Raw genomic sequence first — 23,737 nt, 5'->3', positions numbered from 1 at the left:
GTTTGGCCCGTTTGCCGCCCATACACGTATCTGCTGCTGAGGCCCCTCGTTGACCCGGGTGCCGCATCCGGCGGGGCTTCCGCCTGACCACCGGAGACCGGCGCCCGTGCCACAGCGCGCAGCGGCTGTGCGTGCCGGGTCGACGGGTGAGAACCGCCCGTCGGGTGACGAACGGGAGAGTCAATGAGCGTGATGACCGCGGGCCGCCGGGTGCTGATCACCGGTGGGACCGGATCCTTTGGACAGACCATGGCGCGGCGACTGCTCGACCGCGATGTCGCCGAGGTGCGGATCCTCAGCCGGGACGAGGCCAAGCAGGACGCCATGCGGCGTTCCATCGGCGACGAGCGGATGCGCTACCACGTCGGCGACGTCCGGGACATCGACACGGTGCTGCGGGCCACGCGGGGCGTCGACTTCGTCTTCCACGCGGCGGCGCTCAAGCAGGTGCCGTCCTGCGAGTTCTTCCCCCTGGAGGCGGTGCGCACCAACATCCTCGGCAGCGGCAACGTGGTCGAGGCCGCCGCGCACAACGGCGTCAGCTCGGTCGTCGTGCTCAGCACCGACAAGGCCGTCTACCCGGTCAACGCCATGGGCATGAGCAAGGCGCTGATGGAGAAGGTCGCCCAGGCGTACGCCCGCAACAACCCGAACAGCGCCACCACCGTGTCCTGCGTCCGGTACGGCAACGTGATGTACTCGCGTGGCTCGGTCATCCCGCTCTTCATCGAGCAGATCAAGGCCGGCCGCGCGCCCACCGTCACCGACCCGGCCATGACCCGCTTCCTGATGTCGCTCGCCGACTCCGTCGACCTGGTCGAGCACGCCTTCCACCACGCCCGCCCCGGCGACGTGTTCATCCGCAAGGCCGCCGCCTGCACGATCAGCGACCTCGCCGAGGCCGTCTGCCAGTTGTTCGACGTGCCGTTCAAGCTGGACATCATCGGCGTACGGCACAGCGAGAAGTCGCACGAGACCCTCGCGAGCCGGGAGGAGTTGGCCCAGGCCGACGACTTCGGGGACTTCTACCGGGTGCCGCTGGACGCGCGCGACCTCAACTACGCGCTGTACGTCTCCGAGGGCGAGCTGGGCGAGCGGCCCGGCGAGGACTTCAACTCGGCGAACGCCACCCGGCTCGGCGTACCCGATGTGGTGCGGCTGCTCAAGTCGCTGCCGGAGATCCGCGCGGAGCTGGCGCTGCGGGATCCGGTGCTGGCGTGCTGAGCCTCGCCGTCACCGGCGCCGGCGGTTTCCTCGGCTGGCACGTGCGGGTCCTGCTGCGCGCGCTCGGCTGGCCCGAGCCGACCGTGCTGACCCGTACCGATCTGGTCGACCCGGCGGTGGTCGCCCGCAAGATCGCCGGGGTGGACCGGGTGCTGCACCTGGCCGGGGTCAACCGGGGGGAGCCCGCCGACGTGGCGGCCGGCAACGTCCAGCTCGCCGCCCAGCTCGCCAACGGCCTGCGCGCCTGCCCGGACCCGCCCATCGGGGTGGTCTTCGCCAACTCCGTGCAGGCCGGCAACGGCACCCCCTACGGCGACGCCAAGGCCACCGCCGCCGGCATCCTCGCCGAGACCGGCGTACCCCTGGACGACGTGCTGCTGCCCAACCTGTACGGCGAGCACGGCCGACCCTGGTACAACTCGGCCGTCGCCACCTTCTGCCGGGTCCTCGCCGAGGGCGGCCGGCCGGAGGTGCACGCCGACCGACAGCTGGACCTGGTGCACGTCACCGACGCCGCCGCCCGACTGGCCGGCGTCGCGGCGGCCGGCTCCTGGGACCCGGCGCTGCCGGCCCTGCGGATCGGCGTCCGCGACCTCGCCGACCAGCTCACCTCGTACGCCGGCGTCTACCGCACCGGCGAGATCCCGCCGCTGCGCGACCGGCACGACGTGCGGCTGTTCAACACCTACCGGTCGCACTGCTTCCCGGCGCACTACCCGTTGGCCCTGCCCACCCGGGCCGACGCCCGGGGTGCCCTCGTCGAGACGGTCAAGGCGCACGGCGGAGCGGGGCAGACCTTCTGCTCGACCACCCGGCCCGGGATCACCCGGGGTGAGCACTTCCACCTGGCCAAGGTGGAGCGGTTCGTGGTGTTGCGCGGCACCGCCGAGATCAGCCTGCGCCGCGTCGGCGACACCGACGTCGTCCGGTTTCCGGTCAGCGGCGACCAGCCCGTGGTCGTCGACATGCCGACCATGTGGGCGCACAACATCACCAACACCGGCCCGGACGAGCTGCTCACCCTCTTCTGGACCAACGAGCTGTTCGACCCGGAACGGCCCGACACGTGGCCGGAGCCGGTCGGCGACGAACACCTGGTGCCGGTGGGCGCCCGGTGAGTGACAGGCGGAGGAAGACCACATGACCAGGGTGATGACCGTCGTCGGCACCCGTCCCGAGATCATCCGACTGTCCCGGGTGCTCAGCCGGTTGGACGACACCGTCGACCACGTGCTCGTGCACACCGGGCAGAACTGGGACACCACCCTCTCCGACGTGTTCTTCAAGGAGCTGCGACTCCGCGAACCGGACCGGTTCCTGCGCGTCGACACCACCTCGTTGGGCCGGGTGCTCGGCGGCGTCCTGGTCGGCATGGAGGCGGCGATCGCCGAGCTGCGACCGGACGCGCTGCTCGTGCTCGGCGACACCAACAGCTGCATCGCGGCGCTGATGGCCCGGCGGATGCGAGTGCCGGTCTACCACATGGAGGCCGGCAACCGCTGCTTCGACCTCAACGTGCCGGAGGAGACGAACCGGCGACTCGTCGACCACGTCGCCGACTTCAACCTGGTCTACACCGAACACGCCAGGCGTAACCTGCTCGCCGAGGGCCTGCACCCGCGCCGGATCCTGCACACCGGCTCACCGATGCGGGAGGTGCTGGAGCACTACCGGGCACCGATCGCCAGCTCGACCATCCTCCGGCAACTGGAGCTGGACGACGGCCGGTACTTCCTGGTCAGCGCCCACCGGGAGGAGAACGTGGACCGGCCCGACCGGCTGCGGCGGCTGCTGGACTGCCTGGTCGCGGTCCGCGACCGCTGGGGCTACCCGGTGCTGGTCTCCACCCACCCGCGCACCCGCAAGCGGTTGGAGGCCCTCGCCCCGGACGCCACCGCGCTGGACGGCATCGCCTTCCACGACCCGTTCGGTCTGCTCGACTACGTGCACCTGCAGACGAAGGCGTTCTGCACCCTGTCCGACAGCGGGACGATAAGTGAGGAGGCCGCCATCCTCGGCTTCCCCGCGGTGACCCTGCGGGAGTCCATCGAACGCCCCGAGGCGCTCGACGCGGGCGGGATCATCATGACCGGTCTCGACCCGCAGGGGGTGGTCGAGGCGGTCGAGGTCACGGTGGCGCAGGTCGCGGCGGACGGCGTGCCCTGCCCGGCCGACTACCAGGTGCCGGACACCTCGCGGCGGGTGGTCGACTTCATCCTCTCCACCGTGCGCCGGCACCACGACTGGGCCGGCATCCGGCACTGAGCCGCCACCACGGGCGGTCGGTGGTCCGGCGGGACCGGCCACCGGCCGCCCCGCGGCGTGCTCAACGCCGCCGGCCCGCCACGTCCTCGACGATGTCCGCCACCTCGGCCGCCGCCCGCAGGTCGTCGAAGGACGTCAGGACGTGGCGGCGGGCCAACCGGCCGCACAGGCTGAGCCGGCCCGCGACCCACCCCTGGTACGCCGAGTCCAGCGCCGCCACCAGAGCCGTCGGATCACCCGGCGGGACGACCCAACCGGACCGCTCGGTCACCGCCTCGGGCAGACCACCGGCCGCGCTGACGATGCTCGGCACACCCATCGCGCCAGCCTGTACCGCCGCGCCGGGGCCGTCGCCGAGGGACGGGGACACGCTGACATCCGCGGCGGCGTAACAGGGCCGCACGTCCGGGACCGACTCCACCCAGGTGATCCCGGGGTCACCGGCGACGCCGAAGCGATCCTCGAGCTGCCGCCGGTAGTCCTCACCGGTAGCCGTCCAGCCGCCACCGACCAGCAGCAGGTGCGCGTCCGGGTGCCGGCGACGAAACGTCCGCCAGGCGTCCAGCAGCACGTCGTGCCCCTTGACCCCCCGACCCGAGTGGATGAACCACCTCGGCGGGTAGACGTGCGCGACCATCACCACCAGGAACACGCCCTGGTCGATGCCCAGCTCGGCGCGGAGCTTCGCCCGCTGGTCCGGGCCGGTGGCGTCCGGGCTGAACGCGTCGGTGTCCACCCCGTACACGGCGACCGGGCGACGCTGCGGCGGACACCCCAACTCGCCGTAGCGGGCGGAGGCGTAGCGGCAGCCGCAGATCAGCACGTCGTCCAGCCGCCACAGCAACCACTCCGCCGAGCGGACCAACCGGGATTCCAGGTACGCCGGGTTGGCCACCATGTGCACCCGGCGGAGCGGCAGGCCCAGCGTGGCCAGTCGCACCGCGTACGCCGAGGCGATCAGGTGGTACTGCACCACGTCCGGGCGCAACCGGCGCAGCAGCGCGCGCAGCAGCAACAGCCCGATGGGCGCGTACCGGCCCATGGTGAAGTCGTACGGGGAGCTGAGCACGTCGACCCCGCGGCGCTCCAACTCGTCGGTGAGTCGGCCGGCTCCGCGCGGCAGCACGACTGTCACCTCGTGCCCCCGGTGCCGCAACTCCTCGACCTGCGGCAGCAGCCACATCCCGCCGGTACTGGTCTTGACCAGCACCGCGATCCGGAGCTGGCGGACGCCGAGCGGCCGGCTCGCGCGGGGACCGACGCTCACCGGGCCGGGACTCCCTTGACCACCGCGCCGGCGGGTACGTCGCGGACCACGCAGGCCCCGGCGCCGACCGTGGCGCCCGCGCCGACCCGCAGCCTCTGCAACACCACGGCACCGGCCCCGATCAGCACCCCGTCGCCCAGGTGGCAGTCGCCGGAGACCGCCCCCAACGGGTTGACCGACACGTGGTCGCCCAGCGCGCAGTCGTGCGCCACCGCGCTGTTCTGGTTGAGGTGCACGTGCCGGCCCAGCGTGACGTTCGTGGTGACCCGCGCGCCCGGAAACACGATCAGGCCTTCGCCGTACACGGTGTCCGGGCCGACGGTGGCGTCCGGGTGCACCAGCACCGCCGCCGGCAGCCGGTACGCGGTCAGCCGCTGATCCACCGACCGTCGCGCGGCCGGATCCCCGATGCCCAGCGCCAGGTGGGTGCCGGCGGGCTGCTCGCCCAGGCGGGCACTGCCACCGAGGTAGGGCACCTCCAGCCGCTGCACCCGTTTCAGGTTGACCTCGCTGGGCTGGTCGTCGACGAAGCCCCGCACCCGCCACACCGGGCCACCACGGGCGGCGGCGTTGACGGCCCGGACGATGCCGAGCACCTCGCGGCCGTGCCCGCCGCAGCCGACGATGACGATGTCCAGGCTCACCGGCGGCCCTCTGCCGGTCCGCGACCGCCGGCAGTGGCCAGCTCGGCCGGGCCGAGGAACTCGTGGGCGGTGGCCGCGCCGGCCGCGGTGATCCCCTCCCGGAGCAGGACTGTTCGTACCGTGCGCAGCAGGATCCGCACGTCCAGCACGAGCGAGCGGTGCCGCACGTACTGCACGTCGAGAGCGAAACGCTCGTCCCAGCTCAGCGCGTTGCGCCCGTACGCCTGCTGGAGACCGGTGATGCCGGGGCGCACCTCGTGCCGGCGGAGCTGCTCCGGGCTGTAGCGGCTCAGGTACGCCGGCAGCAGGGGACGCGGCCCGACCAGGCTCATCTCGCCGCGCAGCACGTTCCACAGTTGGGGCAACTCGTCGAGACTTGTCGTCCGCAGCCAGCGGCCGAAGCTGGTGAGTCGGACGGCGTCGTTGGCGGGTGCCTGGTCCTCGCCGCCAACGGTCATCGAACGGAACTTGACCAGGCGGAACAGTCGACCGTGCCGACCCGGGCGGGCCTGCCGGAACAGCACGGGCCGACCCATGGTGACCAGCACGGCCAGCGCCACCGCGGCGAGCACCGGCGTCGCGAGCAGCAGGCCGGTGGCGGCCAGAACCACGTCCAGCATCCGTTTGACGGTGTCGTAGGGCCGGTTCATCGGTGTCCGTCCAGAAACTCGGTGGTGGCGGCGAGCACGCGCTCGACCTGGTCGTCGGCGAGGGCGGAGCCGCTGGGCAGGGACAGGCTGGTGGCGAACAGGCGGTCGGCGGCACCGGTCTGGGCGACCTGCCGGTCGGCGTACACCGGTTGGCGGTGCATCGGTTTCCACATCGGGCGGCACTCCACGCCGTGGCCGGCCAGGTGCTCGGCGAGTTGGCCGGGCTGCCAGCCGGTGCGCTCCGGTTCGATGACCACGGAGGTCAACCAACAGTTCGAGCCGGGGTCACCGGCGCCGAGGATCCGAGTGCCGGGCACGCCGCTGAAGAGCCGGGCGTACCTGTCGCGCAGCGCCCGCCGTCGGGCGACCATGGCGTCCAGTCGGGTGAGCTGGGCGCGGCCGAGCGCGGCCAGCAACGTGCTGAGCCGGTAGTTGTAGCCCACGTCGCGGTGCTCGTAGTGCGACACCGGCTCGCGGGCCTGGGTGGCCAGGTGTCGGGCTCGGGCGACAAGCGCGGGGTCGTCGGAGACCAGCATCCCGCCGCCCGTGGTGGTCATCACCTTGTTGTGGCTGAACGAGTAGATCCCGACCCGGCCGAACGTGCCGGCACACCGCCCCCGGTAGGTCGAGCCGAGCGCCTGCGCCGCGTCCTCCACCACCGGGACACCGACGGCCGCGCAGAGCGGCAACAACCTGTCGTAGTCGGCGCACCGGCCGTTGATGTCCACGGTCAGTACGGCGGCGACCCGTCGGCCCGCGTCGACGAGACGACCGAGCAGGTCGGCGAGCAGGTCGACGTCGAGATTGCCGGTGGCGGCGTCACAGTCCACGAAGACCGGTTCGGCGCCGGTGTAGGTGACCGCGTTGGCGGTGGCGGCGAAGGTGAGCGTGGGCACGACCACCACCGTCTCCGGTCCCGCGCCGACGGCGAGCAGTGCCAGGTGCAGGGCGGCCGTGCCGGAGGAGAGCCCCAGCGCGTAGCCGACGCCGACCCGCGCGGCGAGCTCCCGTTCGAACGCGCCCAGTTCCGGCCCGTCCGGGTCGAAGCGCCCGGCCCGGATGGCCCGCAGCAGGTAGGACTCCTCCAACTCGCCCACGTCGGGCGGGGACAGGAAGACCGGGTCGGCAACGCCGGGACCGCCGCTGCGCGCCACGGGCGGACGGTGGTGGATCAGCTCCACGGATGGCGCCTCCGATCGGTCGATAGGGAAGACCACGATTGTTGTATCAGGCGTTATGGGACTGAGCGGGGCTTTCCGCCGTTTGTGCGACGAATCCACCCGATCGGTCCTCGCGTTCGGCTGGTCACCGGACGTGGCCGGTAGAGTGCTGCCGGCCGCGCTGGCGATACGTCCACACCAGGGAGAACGAGTGCTGCACCTGAGGGTGATTGCCCCGGCGGATCGGTCGACCGAGGTCGTCGATCTGCTCACCGCCCAGGCGGGGGTGACGCACCTGGCCGTGCTGCCCGGTGCGGCCCGGCAGCCGAAAGGCGACCTCATCCTCTGTGACGTGGTGCGGGAGAGTGCCGACCAGGTGTTGCAGGGCTTGCAGCGGATCGGTGTGGACACCAGCGGCGGCATCGCGGCCGACGACGTCGAGCTGACCCTGTCGAGAGCGGCCGACCGGGCCGCCCGCCGGGCCCCCGGCAGCGGCGCCGACGCGGTGGTCTGGGACGAGATCGCCGCGAAGACCGGCGAGCAGACCGAGCTGTCCGGCACCTACCTCGTTCTGATCGTGGTGGCGACCATGATCGCTGGCATCGGTGTGCTGCTGGACCAGCCGATCCTCATCGTCGGGGCGATGGTGGTCGGCCCGGAGTTCGGCCCTCTCGCCGCGCTCTGCGTGGCGCTGCTACGCCGTAGGTTCGGGGTGATCGGCCGCTCGGTGCAGGCGCTCTCGGTGGGCTTCCTGGCGGCCATGGTGGCGACCGTGCTGAGCACCTGGGCGCTGACCGCCGCCGGCCTGGTCAGCGAGGAGATGCTGCTCGCCAAGCGACCCCTCACCGACTTCATCTGGCGTCCGGACGCGTTGTCCTGGGTGGTCGGTCTGCTCGCCGGTGTGGCCGGCATGCTGTCGTTGACGTCGAAGAAGTCCGGCAGCCTGGTCGGGGTGCTGATCTCGGTGACCACCGTGCCAGCCGCGGCGAACGTGGCGGTCGCCGCCGCCTACGGGGTGTGGGACGAGGCGGGCGGCTCGGCCCTCCAACTGGTGATCAACATCTGTGCGATCGTCCTGGCCGGACTGCTCACCCTCGTGGTGCAGCAGGCCTGGTGGTGGAACCTGGCCCGCCGGTCCCGTCGTCCAGCAGCCGGGTGAGCAACGTCCGCAACGGGATCGACTCGCCGTCGCGGCCTCCCGCGCCGACCACCAACGGCGCCGGGCTGGGCTGCGGGTCGACCCCGAACAGCCGGGCGCGCACGCCGCCGGGCACCGTCAACAGGTGGAACCGGCCGGCCACGTCCACCGCCCGGGTGCCGGCCCGGTCGACGTACCAACCGGTCAGCCTGGTCCGGTAGCGCCCGCGCCCGTCGTAGCCCCGGGCGACCAGTCGGGTGGTGGGCAGCCCTCGACGGGTCGCCTCGGCCACGAACCAGGCCACCAACTCCGCCGCTTCCGCCTGCTCGGCGGCCCGTCGGCGGGCGTCCGCGTCGGCGTGTGCCCGCACCGCCTGCCGCTGCCGCTCCCGCCACTCGCGGTCGTCGTCCTCACCCACGAGCCGACGGTACGCGACCCGACTCAGTCGAGTACGGCCAGCAGCGTGTGCCGGGCGATGCCGGCCATCACCGGGTTGGTCTCGACGTAGTACGGCAGCGCGACGATCGCCTGCGCCAGGGCCCAGCCGCGCCCCCGCTCCCAGGTGGCGTCGTCCACGCCCAACGCCCGCCGGTACGTCTCCCGCGAGCCGGGGTCCAACAGGTTCCACGCCGGCATCAGATCCACCGCCGGGTCACCGAGCTTGACCGCCTCCAGGTCGATGACCGCGGCCAGTCGCCCGTCGCGGACCAGCAGGTTGCCCGGCATCAGGTCGGCGTGGATCCACACGTCGGCCGGATCGTCCCGGCGTGCGTCCCGGCACCTGTCCCACACCTCGGCGAGCGCGGCGGTGTCGATGAGTTCACCGCTGACCGCGAGGGCGGCCCGCACGTCGACGTCCTCGCCCGCCAGTGGCCCGCCCCGGCCGTACCCCGGCCACGACCGCCCTCCGGCGTCGATGCCGCGCAGGGCGACCACGACAGCGGCCAGGTCACGGGCGAAGAGCTCCGGATCCTCGATCCGATCGGGCTGCGCCGTCTCCCCGGGAATGAACCGGTACGCCGTCCACGACCCGGGGTACCCCTCGCCGGGCGCACCGAGGGCGAGCGGTTCGGGCACCGCGACCGGCAGGTGCGCCGCGAGCAGCACGGCGTGTTCCTGCTCCCGCCGAAGTTCGGCGCGCAGGTCGGGATCGGCGAAGGGCCGCAGCGGAAACCGCAGCACGATCTCCGGCCCGAGCCGGAACAGCGCGTTCACCGTGCCGGCCGAACGGAGGGGGCGCACCGGCAGCTCCCGCCAGCGCGGAAACTGTTCGGCCACCAGCGCGGCAACGACGTCCACGCTCACATCCACCTGGTCGGCATGCATCCGCACCGCGAGATCATCGCCCAAGCCCCGCAGACACGCGACCCGATTTCTCGCCGCCCGCGCGCGCCTGCCGCCCGCCGATGGCTGGACCGGTCGCGGATGGCCGCGCTCAGACCCCAACCTTTGGATGCGCCCTCTCGAGCACGCCCCAGATCTGGGGCGTGCTCGACAGGAATCTCCGACAACTCCAGATCTTGGACACTCGCTGTCCGCCCGCCGAGTCGGTCAGCGCGCGTCCGGCCCGGGAGGCGCCGAAGGTCGCCGCCCCGCCGGGCGTCCCGGTCGCTTCCTCGCGCCGGCCCCGGGATCAGGCCAACCCGGCGCGGCGCAGAGCCTCCGCCATCGCGTCGTTGGCCGGCGCCGGTGCGCCCTGCCGCTGCTGCCCGCCCCGTGCGCCCTGGCCGCCGCGCCCGCCGGACCCGCCCTGGCCGCCGCGACCGCCTTGTCCGCCGGACCTGCCCTGTCCGCCGGACCCGCCGGACCTGCCGCCACCACCGGACCCGCCCTGGCCGCCAGCGGCGCCGCCGCGACCATCCTGCCCGCCGCGTCCGCCCTGCGCGGGGCCACCGCGCCCCTCCTGACTCGTCCGACCACCGCCACCGGCGGCGGCCGGCTCGTCCTCCAGGCGCAGGGTCAGCGAGATCCGCTTACGGGGTACGTCCACGTCGAGCACCCGGACCTTGACCACGTCGCCGGACTTGACCACCTCGCGGGGGTCCTTCACGAACGTCCGGGACATCGCCGACACGTGCACCAGGCCGTCCTGGTGCACGCCGACGTCGACGAACGCACCGAACGCGGCCACGTTGGTGACCACACCCTCCAGCACCATGCCCGAGGTCAGGTCGCTGATCTTCTCCACGCCCTCGACGAAGGTGGCGGTGCGGAACTCCGGCCGGGGATCCCGGCCCGGCTTCTCCAGCTCGGCGAGGATGTCGGTGACGGTGGGCAGGCCGAACCGGTCGTCGACGAAGTCGGTGGCCCGCAGCCCGCGCAGGATGCCGCTCTTACCGATCACCGAGCGCAGGTCCTGCCCGGTGGTGGAGAGGATGCGGCGCACCACCGGGTACGCCTCGGGGTGCACGCTGGAGGAGTCCAGCGGGTCGGTGCCGTCCGGGATGCGCAGGAAGCCGGCGCACTGCTCGAACGCCTTCGGCCCGAGCCGCGCCACCTTCTTCAGGTCGGTACGCGTACGGAACGGCCCGTTGGCGTCCCGGTGCAGCACGATGTTCTCGGCCAGGCCGGCGCCGATCCCGGAGACCCGGGTCAGCAGCGGCGCGGAGGCGGTGTTGACGTCCACCCCGACCGCGTTGACGCAGTCCTCGACGACCGCGTCCAGCGACCGGGACAGCTTCACCTCGGACAGGTCGTGCTGGTACTGGCCGACGCCGATCGACCGTGGATCGATCTTGACCAGCTCGGCGAGCGGGTCCTGGAGGCGGCGGGCGATGGACACCGCGCCGCGCAGTGACACGTCCATCCCCGGCAGCTCCTGCGAGGCGTACGCGGAGGCGGAGTAGACCGACGCGCCGGCCTCGGAGACCATCACCTTGGTCAGGTTGAGCTGCGGGTGCCGCGCGATCAGGTCGCCGGCCAGCTTGTCGGTCTCCCGGGAGGCGGTGCCGTTACCGATCGCGATCAGCTCCACCCCGTGCGCCCCGGCCAGCCGGGCGAGGGTCTCGACCGAGGCGTCCCACTGCCGGCGCGGCTCGTGCGGGTAGATGGTGTCGGTGGCGAGCACCTTGCCGGTGGCGTCCACCACGGCCACCTTCACCCCGGTGCGCAGGCCGGGGTCCAGGCCCATCGTCGGACGGGTGCCGGCGGGGGCGGCCAGCAGCAGGTCGCGGAGATTGGTGGCGAAGACGCGGACCGCCTCCTCCTCGGCCGCCTGCCACAGCCGCATCCGCAGGTCCGCGCCCAGGTGGATGAGGATCCGGGTACGCCACGCCCAGCGGACCGTGTCGGCCAGCCAGCGGTCGGCCGGGCGGCCCGCGTCGGAGACTCCGAACCGGCCGGCGATCGCCGCCTCGTACCGGGTCGGGCCGGTGGGTACGGCGTCCGCCTCGCCCGCCTCCTCCGACTCCATGGTCAGGTCGAGCACGCCCTCCTTCTCACCCCGGAACATCGCCAGGATCCGGTGCGAGGGCAGCTTCGGGTACGGCTCGGAGAAGTCGAAGTAGTCGGCGAACTTGGCGCCGGCGGCCTCCTGGCCCTCGCGTACCCGGGACACCAGACGGCCCCGCGACCACATCTGCTCGCGCAGCGTGCCGATCAGGTCGGCGTCCTCCGCGAACGTCTCGATCAGGATGGCGCGGGCGCCCTCCAGCGCGGCGGCGGCGTCGGCGACGCCCTTCTCCGCATCGACGAACCCGGCGGCGGTGGCCCGTGGGTCCTGGGTGGGGTCGGCCAGCAGCGTCTCGGCCAGCGGCGCGAGCCCGGCCTCGCGGGCGATCTGCGCCCGGGTGCGTCGCTTCGGCTTGTACGGCAGGTAGATGTCCTCCAGCCGGGACTTCGAGTCGGCCGCCATGATCTGCGCTTCCAGCGCCTCGTCCAGCTTGCCCTGGCCGCGGATCGACTCCAGCACCGCCGTCCGCCGCTCGTCCAGCTCGCGCAGATAGCGCAGCCGCTCCTCCAGGGTGCGCAGCTGGGTGTCGTCGAGCAGGCCGGTGGCCTCCTTGCGGTAACGGGCGATGAACGGCACGGTGGCGCCGCCGTCGAGCAGCTCCACGGCCGCCCGCACCTGACGCTCGGCCACGCCGAGCTCGTCGGCGATCCGCTGATGAACAGACTGGGTCACGATCTCGATCCGCCTTCGGGAGTGGGTACGCCTGCATTCTGCCGGGCCGGCCGGGGCGCTGTCGCCGCGCCCGGCCGGGGCGGAGGACCGAACCACCGCGCCCGGCCGGGCGACCCCCGGACGGCCCCCTCGGGCCTGCGCTAGCGTTGCGATCATGGAAACACCTGCGGAGCCGCGCGCCCGTCGGCTCTTCGGCGGCAGCGCCCGCGCCCTCGGCGATCTCGCCGCCGACCCGTTCCGCGCCGACCGGGACCGGATCGTGGGCTCGCCGTTCTTCGCCCGCCTCGGCGGCGTCACCCAGGTCATCAGCCCGGTCGGTTCCGGGCTGCTGGTGCACAACCGGCTCACCCACAGCCTGAAGGTCGCCCAGGTGGGCCGGTCGATCGCCGAGCGGCTGACGGCCGACGAGCACACGCGTGACCTGCTGGACAAGCTTGGTGGCTGCTCACCCGACGTGGTGGAGGCCGCCGCGCTCGCCCACGACCTCGGCCACCCGCCGTTCGGGCACCTGGGGGAGCGGGTGCTGGACCGGCTGGCCCGTCAGCGCCTCGGCCTCACCGACGGGTTCGAGGGCAACGCCCAGTCGTACCGGATCGTCACCAGCACCGAGATCCGCGGCGCCGCCACCACCGGCTTGGACCTGACCGCGGCGGTCCGCGCCGCGATGTTGAAGTACCCGTGGACGCGCCTGGACCACCCCGACCCGCACCCCCGCACGATGGACCCGCCGCCGCGTGGCGCCACCCCGCCGCCGGACGACCCGGAGAGCGGCTCGTCGAAGTTCGGCGCGTACCGCACCGAGCTGGACGACCTGCGGCAGGCGCGGGAGCCGTTCGCCGGGCGCATCCCGGACTGGCAGCAGACCGTGGAGGCGTCGGTGATGGACACCGCCGACGACATCGCGTACGCCATCCACGACGTGGAGGACTTCTACCGGGTCGGCGTGCTCCAGCAGGGGTCGGTCTCCGCGGAGCTGATGGCCTGGCAGCGCGAGAGCGGGCAGCTCCGGGCGATCACCGACTCGGCGCTGGCCACCGCGGCGCGACGACCCGGTGCGGCGATCGAGCGGCTCCGTCGGCAGTTGCACCGCAAGGACGCCTGGATCGCCGACGACGACGCCTTCGCCGCCGCCGTCGAGCACGTCCGCGAGGAGCTGGTCGACGGGCTGCTGGCGATGCCGTTCGACGGCTCGATCGAGGCCGAGCAGTACGTGGCGCGGTTCTCCGCCCGCTGGTCCACCCGCTTCGTCGAGGCGATCACGGTGACCGACCAGCCGTCGGTGCGCTCCGGGTACGTGCTGCTGGGCTGCGCGCAGTGGCACGAGGTGCAGGTGCTCAAGTTCGTCCACCACCGGTTCGTGCTGGCCCGCCCGGATCTCGCCCTGCACCAGCGCGGCCAGGCCCGGCTGCTGGGCACCCTGGTCGAGGCGCTCTGGGAGTGGCTGCTCGACCCGGAGGAGGAGTCCCGGTTGCCCCGCCGGCTGCACGACCTGGTCGAGTTGGCCGAGGCGGAGCTGCACCCGCGTACCCCGGACCGGATCGGACGGGCCCGGGGCCGAGCCATCGTGGATTTCGTCGCGCAGCTCACCGACGGTCAGGCGGTGGCCATGCTGGACGCGCTCTCCGGCCGCTCGGGTGCGCTCTGGACCGACGCGTTCGTGCTCTGAGCGGCCTGCCCGCTCAGGCGACGGCCTGCCACCACCCGTCGACGGCGGGCGGCTCGTCGACCACGACCCGCTCACCCGGGCGGGGCACGGCGAGCCGCACGTCGCGGGCCTTCGCCTCGGCCCACAACCGGTCGACCGGCTCGGACCAGTCGTGCAGGGCCAGGTTGAACGTCGCCCAGTGCACCGGCACGAGCAGGCCACCGCGCAGGTCGATGTGGGCGGCGACGGCCTCCTCGGGGAACATGTGGATCGTCGGCCAGGCGCTGTCGTACGCGCCGATCTGCATCAGCGTCACGTCGAACGGGCCGTGCTCGGCACCGATCTCCGCGTACCCCTCGAAGTAGCCGGAGTCGCCGGTGTAGAAGACCGTGCGGCGCGCCCCGGCCACCACCCAGGAGCTCCAGAGCGTGCCGTCGCGGCGCAACCCTCGACCGGAGAAGTGCTGGGCGGCGGTGGCGGTGATCTCCAGCCCGGCGACGTGGTGCGACTCGGACCAGTCCAGTTCGATGATCCGCTCGGCGGGTACGCCCCAGCGGTCCAGGTGCGCGCCCACGCCGAGCGGCACCAAGAACGGCGCGGACTGCCCGGCGAGCAGCGCTCGCACGGTGGCCATGTCGAGGTGGTCGTAGTGGTCGTGCGAGATGAGGATGGCGTCCAGCGGGGGCAACTCGTCGATGCCCACCGGCGGCTCGTGCAGCCGGCGCGGACCGACCAGGCCCGACGGTGAGCAGCGGTCGCTCCAGATGGGGTCGAGCAGCACCCGCCGGCCCTCGATCTCGATGAGCGTCGAGGCGTGGCCGTACCAGACGATGTTGAGCTCGTCGGCGGTGTCGGCGGCCTCCGGCCCGCCGGTGGGGCGCAGCAGCGGCACCGGCGCGGTGGGTCGCCGCTTCTGCTTGCCGAAGATCAACTCGCGGAGCAGGTTGCGCCCCGGCTCGGTGACCATCGTGCGGGTGCCGGCCCGGTTGTGGAAGGTGCCCTCGCGGAACTGGGGCGAGCGGGCCGCCCGTTCGGCCCGGGCTCCGCTGAGCCGGCCACCGAGGGCCGCCGGCACATCCCGGGCGACCCAGGCCAGGCCGGCCAGCGCGGCCAGTCCCGCCGCGCCCCGCATTCGCCGACCGAGCGACCGTTCGACGTCCGTGCTCCGCACTCGTGCCATTGCCGTCCCTCCGCCGTGTCCGCCCTACACGGTAGTCACCCGCGCCGGAGCGTGCCTCGGCGGTCGCCACGCCGGGCCGGCCGCCGGCAGCGGCGACCGACCCGGAACGGTGCGGTGGGTACCCTAGCCGCCGTTGCTGGGACGGCGGGCGGTGATCCGGAACGTCTTGCCGACGCCCGCGATCCGGTCCACCGCGGCCAGGAACTTGGGACCCATGGCGGCGCGGGCCTGCACCGCCGGGTGGGTGGCGCCGAAGTTGTCCGGGTCGGCCTGCCCGTCGGCGAAGAGCGCGTAGGTGAGCACCGCCGCGCCGGAGCCGTCGAAGATCACGCCGGCCTCGTGCCGGGCGTCGCCGTACCAGCCGGCCTTCGTGGCGATCCGCGCCCGCTCGTCGGAGGACATCGTGCGCCGGATGCCGTCGGTGAACGCCACCGGGGAACGCAGGATGCCCAGCAGGTACGTCGTCGAGGCGTGGGAGAGCAGCGTGCCGCCGACCAGGGCGCGCAGCAGGTCGTGCGTCTCCCGGGGGGTGCTGGTGCCGAGGAAGAACCGGTTCGGGTTGGCCACCGGCTCGACCTGGGTGTTCGGGAAGCCCTTGGCGACCAGGATGGAATTGATCTCGGCGGCCGGGGCGACCAGCCCGCACAGTCGCACCGCGGTGTCGTCCGAGACGGTCAGCAGGTTGGCCAGCACGTGCCCGATGGTCACCTTGCTGGGGTACGCGCCGTCCAGGCTGAAGATGCCGTCACCGCCGGGCACGACGATCGCCGCGGTCACCTCGACCTGCTGGTCCAGGGTGAGCAGCCCCCGGTCGACCTTGTCGAGCACCGCGGTGGCAACCGCGATCTTGTTGACGCTGTACGCCTCGATCCGCCGGTCGGCGTCGGCCGTCACCGCGACCACCGGCGCGCCGGCCGGGTCGGCGACGCTGATGTACGCCTGCCAGTTGCCACCGACCTCGGTGCTGTGCCTGGTGAACACGGAGGCGATCCGCCGGGCGGCCCGGGCGGGCGTGGTCGGTGTGGCCTCGTTGGTGCTCGCCGGAGTCGCGGCGCTCGCGGGCGACGCGGCGCCCAACACCGTCCCGGCGGTAGCCATCGTTCCCAAGCCGAGTGCCGTTCTGCGATTGAGTCGCATGGTCGATCGTCTCCCCCATAGTGGAGCGCCAGAGCGCTTGCTGGCCCACCACCCTAGGCGAGTTGATCGACGCACAACGACTCCAAACTGTCCCGAACAGTCCCGAACAGATCAGCCGAGGCGTCGGCGCAGCGCGGCACCGACCGCGCTCACCGGCCCGGACACGAGTTGCCGCAGGTCGGGCAGGTGACCACCGCGCACCGACTCGCCGGCCGGGTTCGCGACGAAGACGCTACCGTCGGTCGCGGCCACCGGCCGTCCACTCAGGCCGTACAGCCGCATCAGCGGCCCCACCAGGACGTCGTAGACGCCCGGCAGCACGGTGAACCCGGCTCGCAGCACCACGTTGAGCCGGCCCACCGAGACCTCGCGGCGCGGCCGGTCCCCACAGTCCACGATGGCGCGGGCCACCCGTTGCGGGCTGGTGACCGGCGGTGGGGGCCGGCCGACCCGGCCCAGATAGTTGGCCGCCTGCTGGTAGACGGGTGTGTCCACACTGCCCGGGTTGATCAGACACAGCTGGATCTCCGGACTGTCGCGTAGTTCCTGCTGCACCGTGCGGACCAGACCCTGCAAACCCCACTTGCTCGCCACGTACGCGCTCATGTACGGCGCGGTGATGTGCCCGAGCACCGAACCGGTGAGGATGACCACGCCGGCCCCGGCGGCCCGGAAGTGCCGCACCGCCACCCGTACCGAGCCGGCGGCGCCGAGCAGGTCGGTCCGTACCACCTGGTCGAAGACCTGCTCGGGCAACTCGTCGAAGCGCCCGTACGCCATCACGGCCGCCGTGTGCACCCAGACGTCGATCCGGCCGAACCGGTCGACGGCCGCGTCCGCGAGCGCCTCCAACGCGCCCGGCTCGGTGACGTCGGTCGGCACGGTCAGCACGTCGACGTCGGCGCACTCCGCGCGTACCTCGGCCAGGGTGGTGGTGGCCCGGGCGGCGAGGACGAGGCGGTCGCCGCGCTCGGCGAACGCCCGGGCTGTCGCCCGGCCGATCCCGCTGCTCGCGCCGACGACCACCACCACCCGACTCACGGTTCGAGCACGACCTTGATGCAGCCGTCCTCCTTCTTCTGGAACATCTCGTACGCCTGCGGCGCGCGGGCCAGCGGCACCCGGTGGGTACGCAGGTCCTCCACGCCCAGCGGGTCGTCGTCACCGGCGAGCAGCGGCAGGATCTCGTCGGTCCACCGGCGCACGTGGCACTGCCCCATCCGCAGTTGGATGCCCCGGTCGAACATCTCCATCAGCGGCATCGGATCCACCTCACCGCCGTAGACCCCGGAGATCGACACGGTGCCGCCGCGGCGGACCGCCTTGAGCGCGGCGTGCAGGACGGACAGCCGGTCCATGGCGGCCTTGTCGGTCATCACCTGGGCCAGCTTGTCCGGCAGCAGCCCGACGGCGGCGTGGGCCAGCTTGCCGCCCGGCGAGCCGTGTGCCTCCATGCCGACGGCGTCGATCACCGCGTCCGGGCCGCGTCCGTCGACCAGGTCGATGAGCGCGCCCGGCACGTCGGACAGTTCACGGACGTCGAGCACCTCGATGCCGTGCCGACGGGCCAGCTCCAGCCGCTCGGGCACCAGGTCCAGCCCGATCACCCGGCCGGCGCCGAGGTGGCGGCCGATCCGGGCGCAGAACTGCCCGACCGGACCCAACCCGAAGACGGCCAGGGTGCCACCGGGCGGGGTGTCCGCGTACTTCACCGCCTGCCACGCGGTGGGCAGGATGTCGGACAGGTAGAGGTAGCGCTCGTCGGCGCCGGTCGGCGGGACGACGATCGGGCCGAAGTGGGCCTGCGGGACGCGCAGGTACTCGGCCTGCCCACCGGGCACCGAACCGTAGAGCGAGGTGTAACCGAACAGCGAGGCGCCCTTGCCCTCGCTGGTCACCTGGGTGGTCTCGCACTGGGCGTAGAGCTGGCGTTGGCACATCCAGCAACTCCCGCAGGAGATGTTGAACGGCACCACCACCCGGTCGCCCGGCTTCAGCCCGGTCACCTCGGACCCGACCTCCTGGACGATACCCATCGGTTCGTGGCCCAGGACGTCACCGGGCTTCAGGTACGGCCCGAGAACCTCGTACAGGTGCAGGTCGGAGCCGCAGATCGCGGTCGAAGTGATCTTGACGATCGCGTCGGTGGGCTCCTCGATCCGAGGGTCCGGCACCTCCTCGACCCGTACGTCCCGCTTGCCCTGCCAGGTCAGTGCCTTCATGTCCCTCATCCCTTCTCACTACCGTCTCCGAAGACTGCTACCCGGGCTCGGGCACTTGAACCAGCGCGCCTCCGACGTCCGGGTTGTTGTCGACTCGGGCTGTGTCTCGGTGGTTGCGGTCGAGGGCTGGAGGGCGGCGTCTCGGTCGGTGGTTGCGGTAGGGGGGCTGGGGGCGACCGTCCCCGGCTCCGGGCGGTCAGGCTTGATCCCTCCGCCGGGAACGGTCGCCCCCAGCCCCGTGGGTGGCCGCTGTCCGTCGGGCTCGGGTACGCCGGTCGGTTTGCCGACCATCACGCGTCGATATGCCCGTCTTGCTCCATTGATCGTGCTCTCGAGGAGCTGCCGCGGGCCGATCTCGGGTTGATCGACTCGTGTTCCTTGAAGTCGCGGTATCCGAGGTGCGATGACAGCCCGACTTCAAGAAGTCCGAGTGGATCAAGCAGTTCGGGGGCGATGCCGCCGGGAGGACAAACGCCAAACCGCCGTACCCCCTGGGAGAGCGGGATACGGCGGTCGGTGCGGCGGACGGTCAGGAACCGGGGGTGTTGCCGGCGCCCTTGGCGGTGGCCGTGAGGTAGTCGCGGTTGAGGCGGCCGATGGTGTTCAGCGGAATGCCCTTCGGGCAGGCCGGGGTGCACTCGCCGGCGTTGGTGCAGCCGCCGAAGCCGGCCTCGTCGTGCGCGTCGACCATGCCGATGACCCGGGTGTAGCGCTCCGGCTGGCCCTGCGGCAGCAGCGAGAGCTGGGTGAGCTTGGCGGCGGTGAAGAGCATGCCGGAGCCGTTCGGGCAGGCCGCCACGCACGCGCCGCAGCCGATGCAGGCCGCCGACTCGAAGGCGGCGTCCGCGTTGGCCTTGGCGACCGGGGTGGAGTGCGCCTCGGGCGCGCTGCCGGTCGGGGCGGTGATGTAACCGCCGGCGGCGATGATCTTGTCGAAGGCGCCCCGGTTGACCACCAGGTCCTTGATCACCGGGAAGGCGCTGGCCCGCCACGGCTCGATGTCGATCGTCTCGCCGTCGGTGAACTGTCGCATGTGCAGCTGGCAGGCGGTCGTGCCGCGCTGCGGCCCGTGCGCGTCACCGTTGATCATCAGGCCGCACATGCCGCAGATGCCCTCGCGGCAGTCGTGGTCGAAGGCGACCGGGTCCTCGCCGGCGAGGATGAGCCGATCGTTGAGCACGTCGAGCATCTCCAGGAACGACATGTCCGGGGACACGTCGTCGACCGGGTAGGTCACCATCCGACCCTTGTCCTCAGGGCCCTTCTGGCGCCAGATGCGCAGGGTCAGGTTCACTTGTAGCTCCGCTGCGTGGGGTGGACGTATTCGAACTTCAGGTCTTCCTTGTGCAGCACGGAGGGCTCACCGGTGGCGGTGAACTCCCAGGCCGCCACGTACGCGAACCGGTCGTCGTCGCGCTGCGCCTCACCGTCGGGGGTCTGGTGCTCGGCCCGGAAGTGGCCGCCGCAGGACTCCTCGCGGTGCAGGGCGTCGATGCACATCAGCTCGGCCAGTTCGAAGAAGTCGGCGACGCGGCCGGCCTTCTCCAGCGACTGGTTGAGTTCCTCGCCGGTGCCGGACACCTTGACGCGCTGCCAGAACTGCTCGCGCAGGGCACGGATCTCGTCGATCGCCTTGCGCAGACCGGCCTCGCTGCGCTCCATGCCGCAGTGTTCCCACATGATCTGGCCCAGCTCCCGGTGGAACGAGTCCACGGTCCGGTCGCCGTCGACCGCGAGCAGCCGCTGGACGCGGTTCTCGACGTCGGTACGCGCCTCGACGGCCGCCGGGTGGCTGGCGTCGACCTTCTCCAGGCCGCCCGACGCCAGGTAGTTGGCGATCGTGGTGGGCAGCACGAAGTAGCCGTCGGCGAGGCCCTGCATCAGCGCCGAGGCGCCGAGTCGGTTCGCGCCGTGGTCGGAGAAGTTCGCCTCGCCGATCACGAACAGGCCGGGGATGTTCGACTGGAGGTCGTAGTCGACCCACAGGCCGCCCATCGTGTAGTGCACGGCGGGGTAGATGCGCATCGGCACCTCGTACGGGTCCTCGCCGGTGATCCGCTCGTACATCTCGAAGAGGTTGCCGTACTTGGCCTCGATGGCCTTGCGGCCCAGCCGGCCGATGGCGTCGGCGAAGTCGAGGTAGACGCCGAGCTTCGTCGGGCCGACACCCCGGCCCTCGTCGCAGACGTTCTTGGCGGCGCGGGAGGCGATGTCGCGGGGGACCAGGTTGCCGAAGGAGGGGTAGATCCGCTCCAGGTAGTAGTCCCGCTCGTCCTCCGGGATGTCCTTCGGGCTGCGGTCGTCACCCTTGGTCTTCGGCACCCAGACCCGGCCGTCGTTGCGCAGCGACTCGCTCATCAGGGTCAGCTTCGACTGGTGGTCGCCGGAGACCGGGATGCAGGTCGGGTGGATCTGCGTGTAGCAGGGGTTGGCGAAGTACGCGCCCTTGCGGTGCGCGCGCCAGGTGGCGGTGACGTTGCAGCCCTTGGCGTTGGTGGAGAGGTAGAAGACGTTGCCGTACCCGCCGGAGGCGAGCACCACGGCGTCGGCCATCTCGGTGCTGATCTCGCCGGTGACCAGGTCCCGGACCACGATGCCGCGGGCCTTGCCGTCGACGAGGACCAGTTCCAGCATCTCGTGCCGGGCGTTCATCTCGACGTTGCCGAGGCCGATCTGCCGCTCCAGGGCCTGGTACGCGCCGAGCAGGAGCTGCTGGCCCGTCTGGCCCCGGGCGTAGAAGGTGCGCTGCACCTGGGCGCCACCGAAGGAGCGGGTGTCGAGCAGACCGCCGTACTCGCGGGCGAACGGCACCCCCTGGGCGACGCACTGGTCGATGATGTTGACCGACACCTCGGCGAGCCGGTGCACGTTCGACTCGCGGGAGCGGAAGTCGCCGCCCTTGACGGTGTCGTAGAACAGCCGGTGCACGGAGTCGCCGTCGTTGCGGTAGTTCTTCGCCGCGTTGATGCCGCCCTGTGCCGCGATAGAGTGCGCCCGGCGCGGGCTGTCCTGGTAGCAGTAGGACTTGACGTGGTAGCCCTGCTCGGCCAGGGTCGCGGCGGCGGAGCCGCCGGCCAGGCCGGTGCCGACCACGATCACGGTCATCTTGCGGCGGTTGGCGGGGTTGACCAGCTTGGCCTCGAAGCGCCGGGTCTCCCAACGCTTCTCGACCGGGCCGGCGGGAGCCCTGGTGTCGGCGATCGGGTCGCCCTCGGTGAAGAGTTCCATGTCAGGACACCAATCCGGTGAGTACGGCGAACGGGACCACCAGGTATCCGGCGCAGAGCAGCACGGCGAAGACCAGCGCGGCGGTACGCGCCCGGCGCTCGCCGCGCGGTGTCTGCTGGCCGAGGCTGCGGAACGCGCTGAACGCGCCGTGGCGCAGGTGGAAGCCGACCGCGAGGATGGCGAGGGTGTAGAAGAGCGTGACGTACCAGCGCTCGGGCGCGAAGTCGGCGACGACGTTGCCGTACGGCTTGCTGGCGTCGCCGACCGGGTTCAGCGTGCCGGTGGTCAGGTCCAGCAGGTGGTAGATCACGAAGAGCAGGATGATCACGCCACCCCAGCGCATGGTGCGGGCGGCGTAGCTGCCGTTGACCTTCTTGCGGTGGGCGTACCTGACCGGGCGGGCCGCGCGGGCGCGCCGGGCCAGCACGGTGGCGGCCACGATGTGGGCGACGACCGCCAGCACCAGCACGGTGCGCAGGATCCACAGGAACCAGACGCCGGGCAGCAGCGGCTTGCCGATGTCGCGCAGCCAGTGCGCGTAGTGGTCGAACGAGGTCTCCCCCGTGAACACCTTCAGGTTTCCGAACATGTGCGCGATGAGGAACAGCGCCAGCAGGATGCCCGTCACCGCCATGACGGCCTTGAGGCCGACGTTCGAGCGGATGGGCGACCGAGTTTTCGTGATTACCACAGGACCGACGCTAGGAGCACTTCGATCAGTCGTCCAATGCATCAAACTCGCAGTGTTGATAGCCGTAGGCTATGTAGATGCAGCTCCATCAGCTCCGGTACTTCGTCGCGGTGGCCGAAGTACGACATTTCACCCAAGCCGCCGACCTCGTGGGCATCACTCAGCCTTCTCTCAGTAAGCAAATTCACGCTCTGGAGGCCGACCTCGGGGCACCGTTGTTCGAGCGGGTAAGGGGCAACATCGCCCTCACCGCGGCGGGCGAGGTGCTGCTGCCACTGGCCACCCGGATCCTCGCCGACGTGGAGACCGCCACCCGGGAGGTGCAGGAGCTGGTCGGGCTGCGCCGGGGCCGCGTCCGGCTCGGGGCCACCCCGAGCCTGGCCACCTCACTCGCCCCGCCGGTGCTGCGCCGGTTCCGCGACGCCCACCCCACCATCGACCTGCGCGTCGAGGAGAGTGGCTCCCAGGACCTCGTCCGCGACCTGCTGCGCGGCGACCTCGACCTGGCGCTGATCATCATGCCGGCCCAGGGCGCCGACCCGGGCCTGCGCGTCGACCCGATCCTGCGGGAGAGCCTGGTGGTGGCCTCGGTGGGGGAGGTGCCGACCGCCTCGGTGACCGGCGACCTGCACATCACCGACCTGCGCGACCAGCCGATGGTGATGTTCCGGGAGGGGTACGACCTGCGCGACGCCACCATCCAGGCGTGCCGCGACGCGGGCTTCGAACCGACCTTCGCGGTGGACGGCGGGGAGATGGACGCGGTGCTGAGCTTCGTCGAGGCGGGACTCGGCATCGCGTTGGTGCCGGGCATCGTGCTGGCGCGTCGCCCGGCCGTGCGGGCCACTCCGCTGGCCCCGCCCGGGGTGCGGCGGACGATCGCGGTCGCCCGGCGTCGCGACGTCGTGCCGACCCACGCCGGCCGGGAGCTCCGGCGGATCCTGCTCGACTACATCCAGTCGGCGATCGACGGTGACGACCTCCCGCCGGGCGTGGATCCGCTTTGATCGGGTCCGGTAATCGACCCGATGGGTTAAATAATGCTTAAGGCGTAGATATCAGCGATGGTGCCGACACTGGTCCCCTAAGGTGGTTCCTTGCGGGCAAAAGCCCCATTCGTCTCAGCGCGCCGACGGCCTTTCTCGCCGGCAGGGAGGCCATCC

General features: G+C 72.0%; 20 protein-coding genes. 6 read left to right on the top strand and 14 right to left on the bottom strand.

All coding sequences use genetic code 11. The features are described from left to right. Positions 1-183 precede the first annotated feature (183 nt). The 3 genes from AB0O48_RS11240 to wecB are packed head-to-tail and all read left to right on the top strand — an operon-like array spanning position 184 to position 3,489. Positions 184-1,224: a polysaccharide biosynthesis protein gene (locus AB0O48_RS11240; protein ID WP_365064812.1), complete on the top strand. Its 1,041-nt coding sequence runs from the start codon at positions 184-186 to the stop codon at positions 1,222-1,224. Continuing rightward, positions 1,218-2,342 carry an NAD-dependent epimerase/dehydratase family protein gene (locus AB0O48_RS11235; RefSeq protein WP_365064809.1) on the top strand — a complete coding sequence of 375 codons (1,125 nt, stop codon included), beginning with the start codon at positions 1,218-1,220 and terminating at the stop codon, positions 2,340-2,342. The genes AB0O48_RS11240 and AB0O48_RS11235 overlap by 7 nt, the downstream gene beginning before the upstream one ends. A gap of 22 nt (positions 2,343-2,364) precedes the next feature. Continuing rightward, positions 2,365-3,489: a UDP-N-acetylglucosamine 2-epimerase (non-hydrolyzing) gene (wecB, locus tag AB0O48_RS11230; RefSeq protein WP_357569936.1), complete on the top strand. Its 1,125-nt coding sequence runs from the start codon at positions 2,365-2,367 to the stop codon at positions 3,487-3,489. A gap of 61 nt (positions 3,490-3,550) precedes the next feature. Here the strand turns inward: wecB and AB0O48_RS11225 are convergent, their stop codons facing one another. From AB0O48_RS11225 to AB0O48_RS11210, 4 genes are read right to left on the bottom strand one after another with little or no spacing between them, the layout of a single operon-like run. Next, complete coding sequence (locus AB0O48_RS11225; protein ID WP_365064806.1) at positions 3,551-4,756, bottom strand: glycosyltransferase family 4 protein; 1,206 nt, start codon at positions 4,754-4,756, stop codon at positions 3,551-3,553. Then, positions 4,753-5,400: a NeuD/PglB/VioB family sugar acetyltransferase gene (locus AB0O48_RS11220; protein ID WP_357245679.1), complete on the bottom strand. Its 648-nt coding sequence runs from the start codon at positions 5,398-5,400 to the stop codon at positions 4,753-4,755. Before AB0O48_RS11220 ends, AB0O48_RS11225 begins: the two co-directional genes overlap by 4 nt. Next, positions 5,397-6,020 (bottom strand): sugar transferase, encoded by a 624-nt coding sequence (locus AB0O48_RS11215; RefSeq protein ID WP_357245677.1) that lies wholly within the window; start codon positions 6,018-6,020, stop codon positions 5,397-5,399. The genes AB0O48_RS11220 and AB0O48_RS11215 overlap by 4 nt, the downstream gene beginning before the upstream one ends. A gap of 26 nt (positions 6,021-6,046) precedes the next feature. Beyond that, entirely contained in the window at positions 6,047-7,204 is a 1,158-nt protein-coding gene (locus AB0O48_RS11210) for a DegT/DnrJ/EryC1/StrS family aminotransferase (RefSeq protein WP_357245673.1), read from the bottom strand. Between the two features lie 217 nt (positions 7,205-7,421). On the opposite strand from AB0O48_RS11210, the gene AB0O48_RS11205 reads away from it, so the two are divergent. Continuing rightward, entirely contained in the window at positions 7,422-8,369 is a 948-nt protein-coding gene (locus tag AB0O48_RS11205) for a DUF389 domain-containing protein (protein ID WP_357245670.1), read from the top strand. Here AB0O48_RS11205 and AB0O48_RS11200 read toward each other — a convergent pair. From AB0O48_RS11200 to AB0O48_RS11190, 3 genes are all read right to left on the bottom strand, one after another. After that, the gene (locus tag AB0O48_RS11200; protein ID WP_357245668.1) at positions 8,299-8,766 is read right to left on the bottom strand and encodes a hypothetical protein; all 468 of its coding nucleotides are present in this window, start codon (positions 8,764-8,766) and stop codon (positions 8,299-8,301) included. The genes AB0O48_RS11205 and AB0O48_RS11200 overlap by 71 nt on opposite strands. A gap of 23 nt (positions 8,767-8,789) precedes the next feature. Continuing rightward, positions 8,790-9,674 (bottom strand): aminoglycoside phosphotransferase family protein, encoded by an 885-nt coding sequence (locus AB0O48_RS11195; protein WP_357246173.1) that lies wholly within the window; start codon positions 9,672-9,674, stop codon positions 8,790-8,792. 307 nt (positions 9,675-9,981) lie between these two features. Beyond that, entirely contained in the window at positions 9,982-12,471 is a 2,490-nt protein-coding gene (locus tag AB0O48_RS11190) for a Tex family protein (RefSeq protein ID WP_365064799.1), read from the bottom strand. A gap of 154 nt (positions 12,472-12,625) precedes the next feature. On the opposite strand from AB0O48_RS11190, the gene dgt reads away from it, so the two are divergent. Continuing rightward, positions 12,626-14,137, top strand: a complete 1,512-nt coding sequence (dgt, locus tag AB0O48_RS11185; RefSeq protein ID WP_357245662.1) for a dGTP triphosphohydrolase — start codon at positions 12,626-12,628, stop codon at positions 14,135-14,137. Positions 14,138-14,150: 13 nt separating this feature from the next. On the opposite strand, the gene AB0O48_RS11180 is transcribed toward dgt, so the two are convergent. The 7 genes from AB0O48_RS11180 to AB0O48_RS11150 form a co-directional block, all read right to left on the bottom strand. Next, complete coding sequence (locus AB0O48_RS11180; protein ID WP_365064796.1) at positions 14,151-15,296, bottom strand: MBL fold metallo-hydrolase; 1,146 nt, start codon at positions 15,294-15,296, stop codon at positions 14,151-14,153. 123 nt (positions 15,297-15,419) lie between these two features. Beyond that, positions 15,420-16,394: a serine hydrolase gene (locus AB0O48_RS11175; protein ID WP_365064793.1), complete on the bottom strand. Its 975-nt coding sequence runs from the start codon at positions 16,392-16,394 to the stop codon at positions 15,420-15,422. 150 nt (positions 16,395-16,544) lie between these two features. Next, positions 16,545-17,474 carry an SDR family NAD(P)-dependent oxidoreductase gene (locus AB0O48_RS11170; RefSeq protein ID WP_365064790.1) on the bottom strand — a complete coding sequence of 310 codons (930 nt, stop codon included), beginning with the start codon at positions 17,472-17,474 and terminating at the stop codon, positions 16,545-16,547. Then, positions 17,471-18,655 carry a zinc-dependent alcohol dehydrogenase gene (locus AB0O48_RS11165; protein WP_357245651.1) on the bottom strand — a complete coding sequence of 395 codons (1,185 nt, stop codon included), beginning with the start codon at positions 18,653-18,655 and terminating at the stop codon, positions 17,471-17,473. Before AB0O48_RS11165 ends, AB0O48_RS11170 begins: the two co-directional genes overlap by 4 nt. Positions 18,656-19,184: 529 nt before the next feature. Beyond that, the gene (locus tag AB0O48_RS11160; protein WP_365064786.1) at positions 19,185-19,949 is read right to left on the bottom strand and encodes a succinate dehydrogenase/fumarate reductase iron-sulfur subunit; all 765 of its coding nucleotides are present in this window, start codon (positions 19,947-19,949) and stop codon (positions 19,185-19,187) included. Further along, positions 19,946-21,883 (bottom strand): fumarate reductase/succinate dehydrogenase flavoprotein subunit, encoded by a 1,938-nt coding sequence (locus AB0O48_RS11155; protein WP_365064783.1) that lies wholly within the window; start codon positions 21,881-21,883, stop codon positions 19,946-19,948. Before AB0O48_RS11155 ends, AB0O48_RS11160 begins: the two co-directional genes overlap by 4 nt. Before the next feature lies 1 nt (position 21,884). Then, a complete protein-coding gene (locus AB0O48_RS11150; RefSeq protein ID WP_357245643.1) occupies positions 21,885-22,616 on the bottom strand; it encodes a succinate dehydrogenase cytochrome b subunit in 732 nt (243 codons plus the stop codon). Between the two features lie 35 nt (positions 22,617-22,651). Between AB0O48_RS11150 and AB0O48_RS11145 the strand changes: the two genes are divergently transcribed. Further along, entirely contained in the window at positions 22,652-23,581 is a 930-nt protein-coding gene (locus AB0O48_RS11145; RefSeq protein WP_357245640.1) for a LysR family transcriptional regulator, read from the top strand. Positions 23,582-23,737: the final 156 nt, after the last annotated feature.

Origin of the sequence: Micromonospora sp. NPDC085948, assembly GCF_040686315.1 — a bacterium.
Taxonomy (GTDB): domain Bacteria; phylum Actinomycetota; class Actinomycetes; order Mycobacteriales; family Micromonosporaceae; genus Micromonospora.
This window is presented reverse-complemented; position numbering and strand designations above follow the sequence as displayed.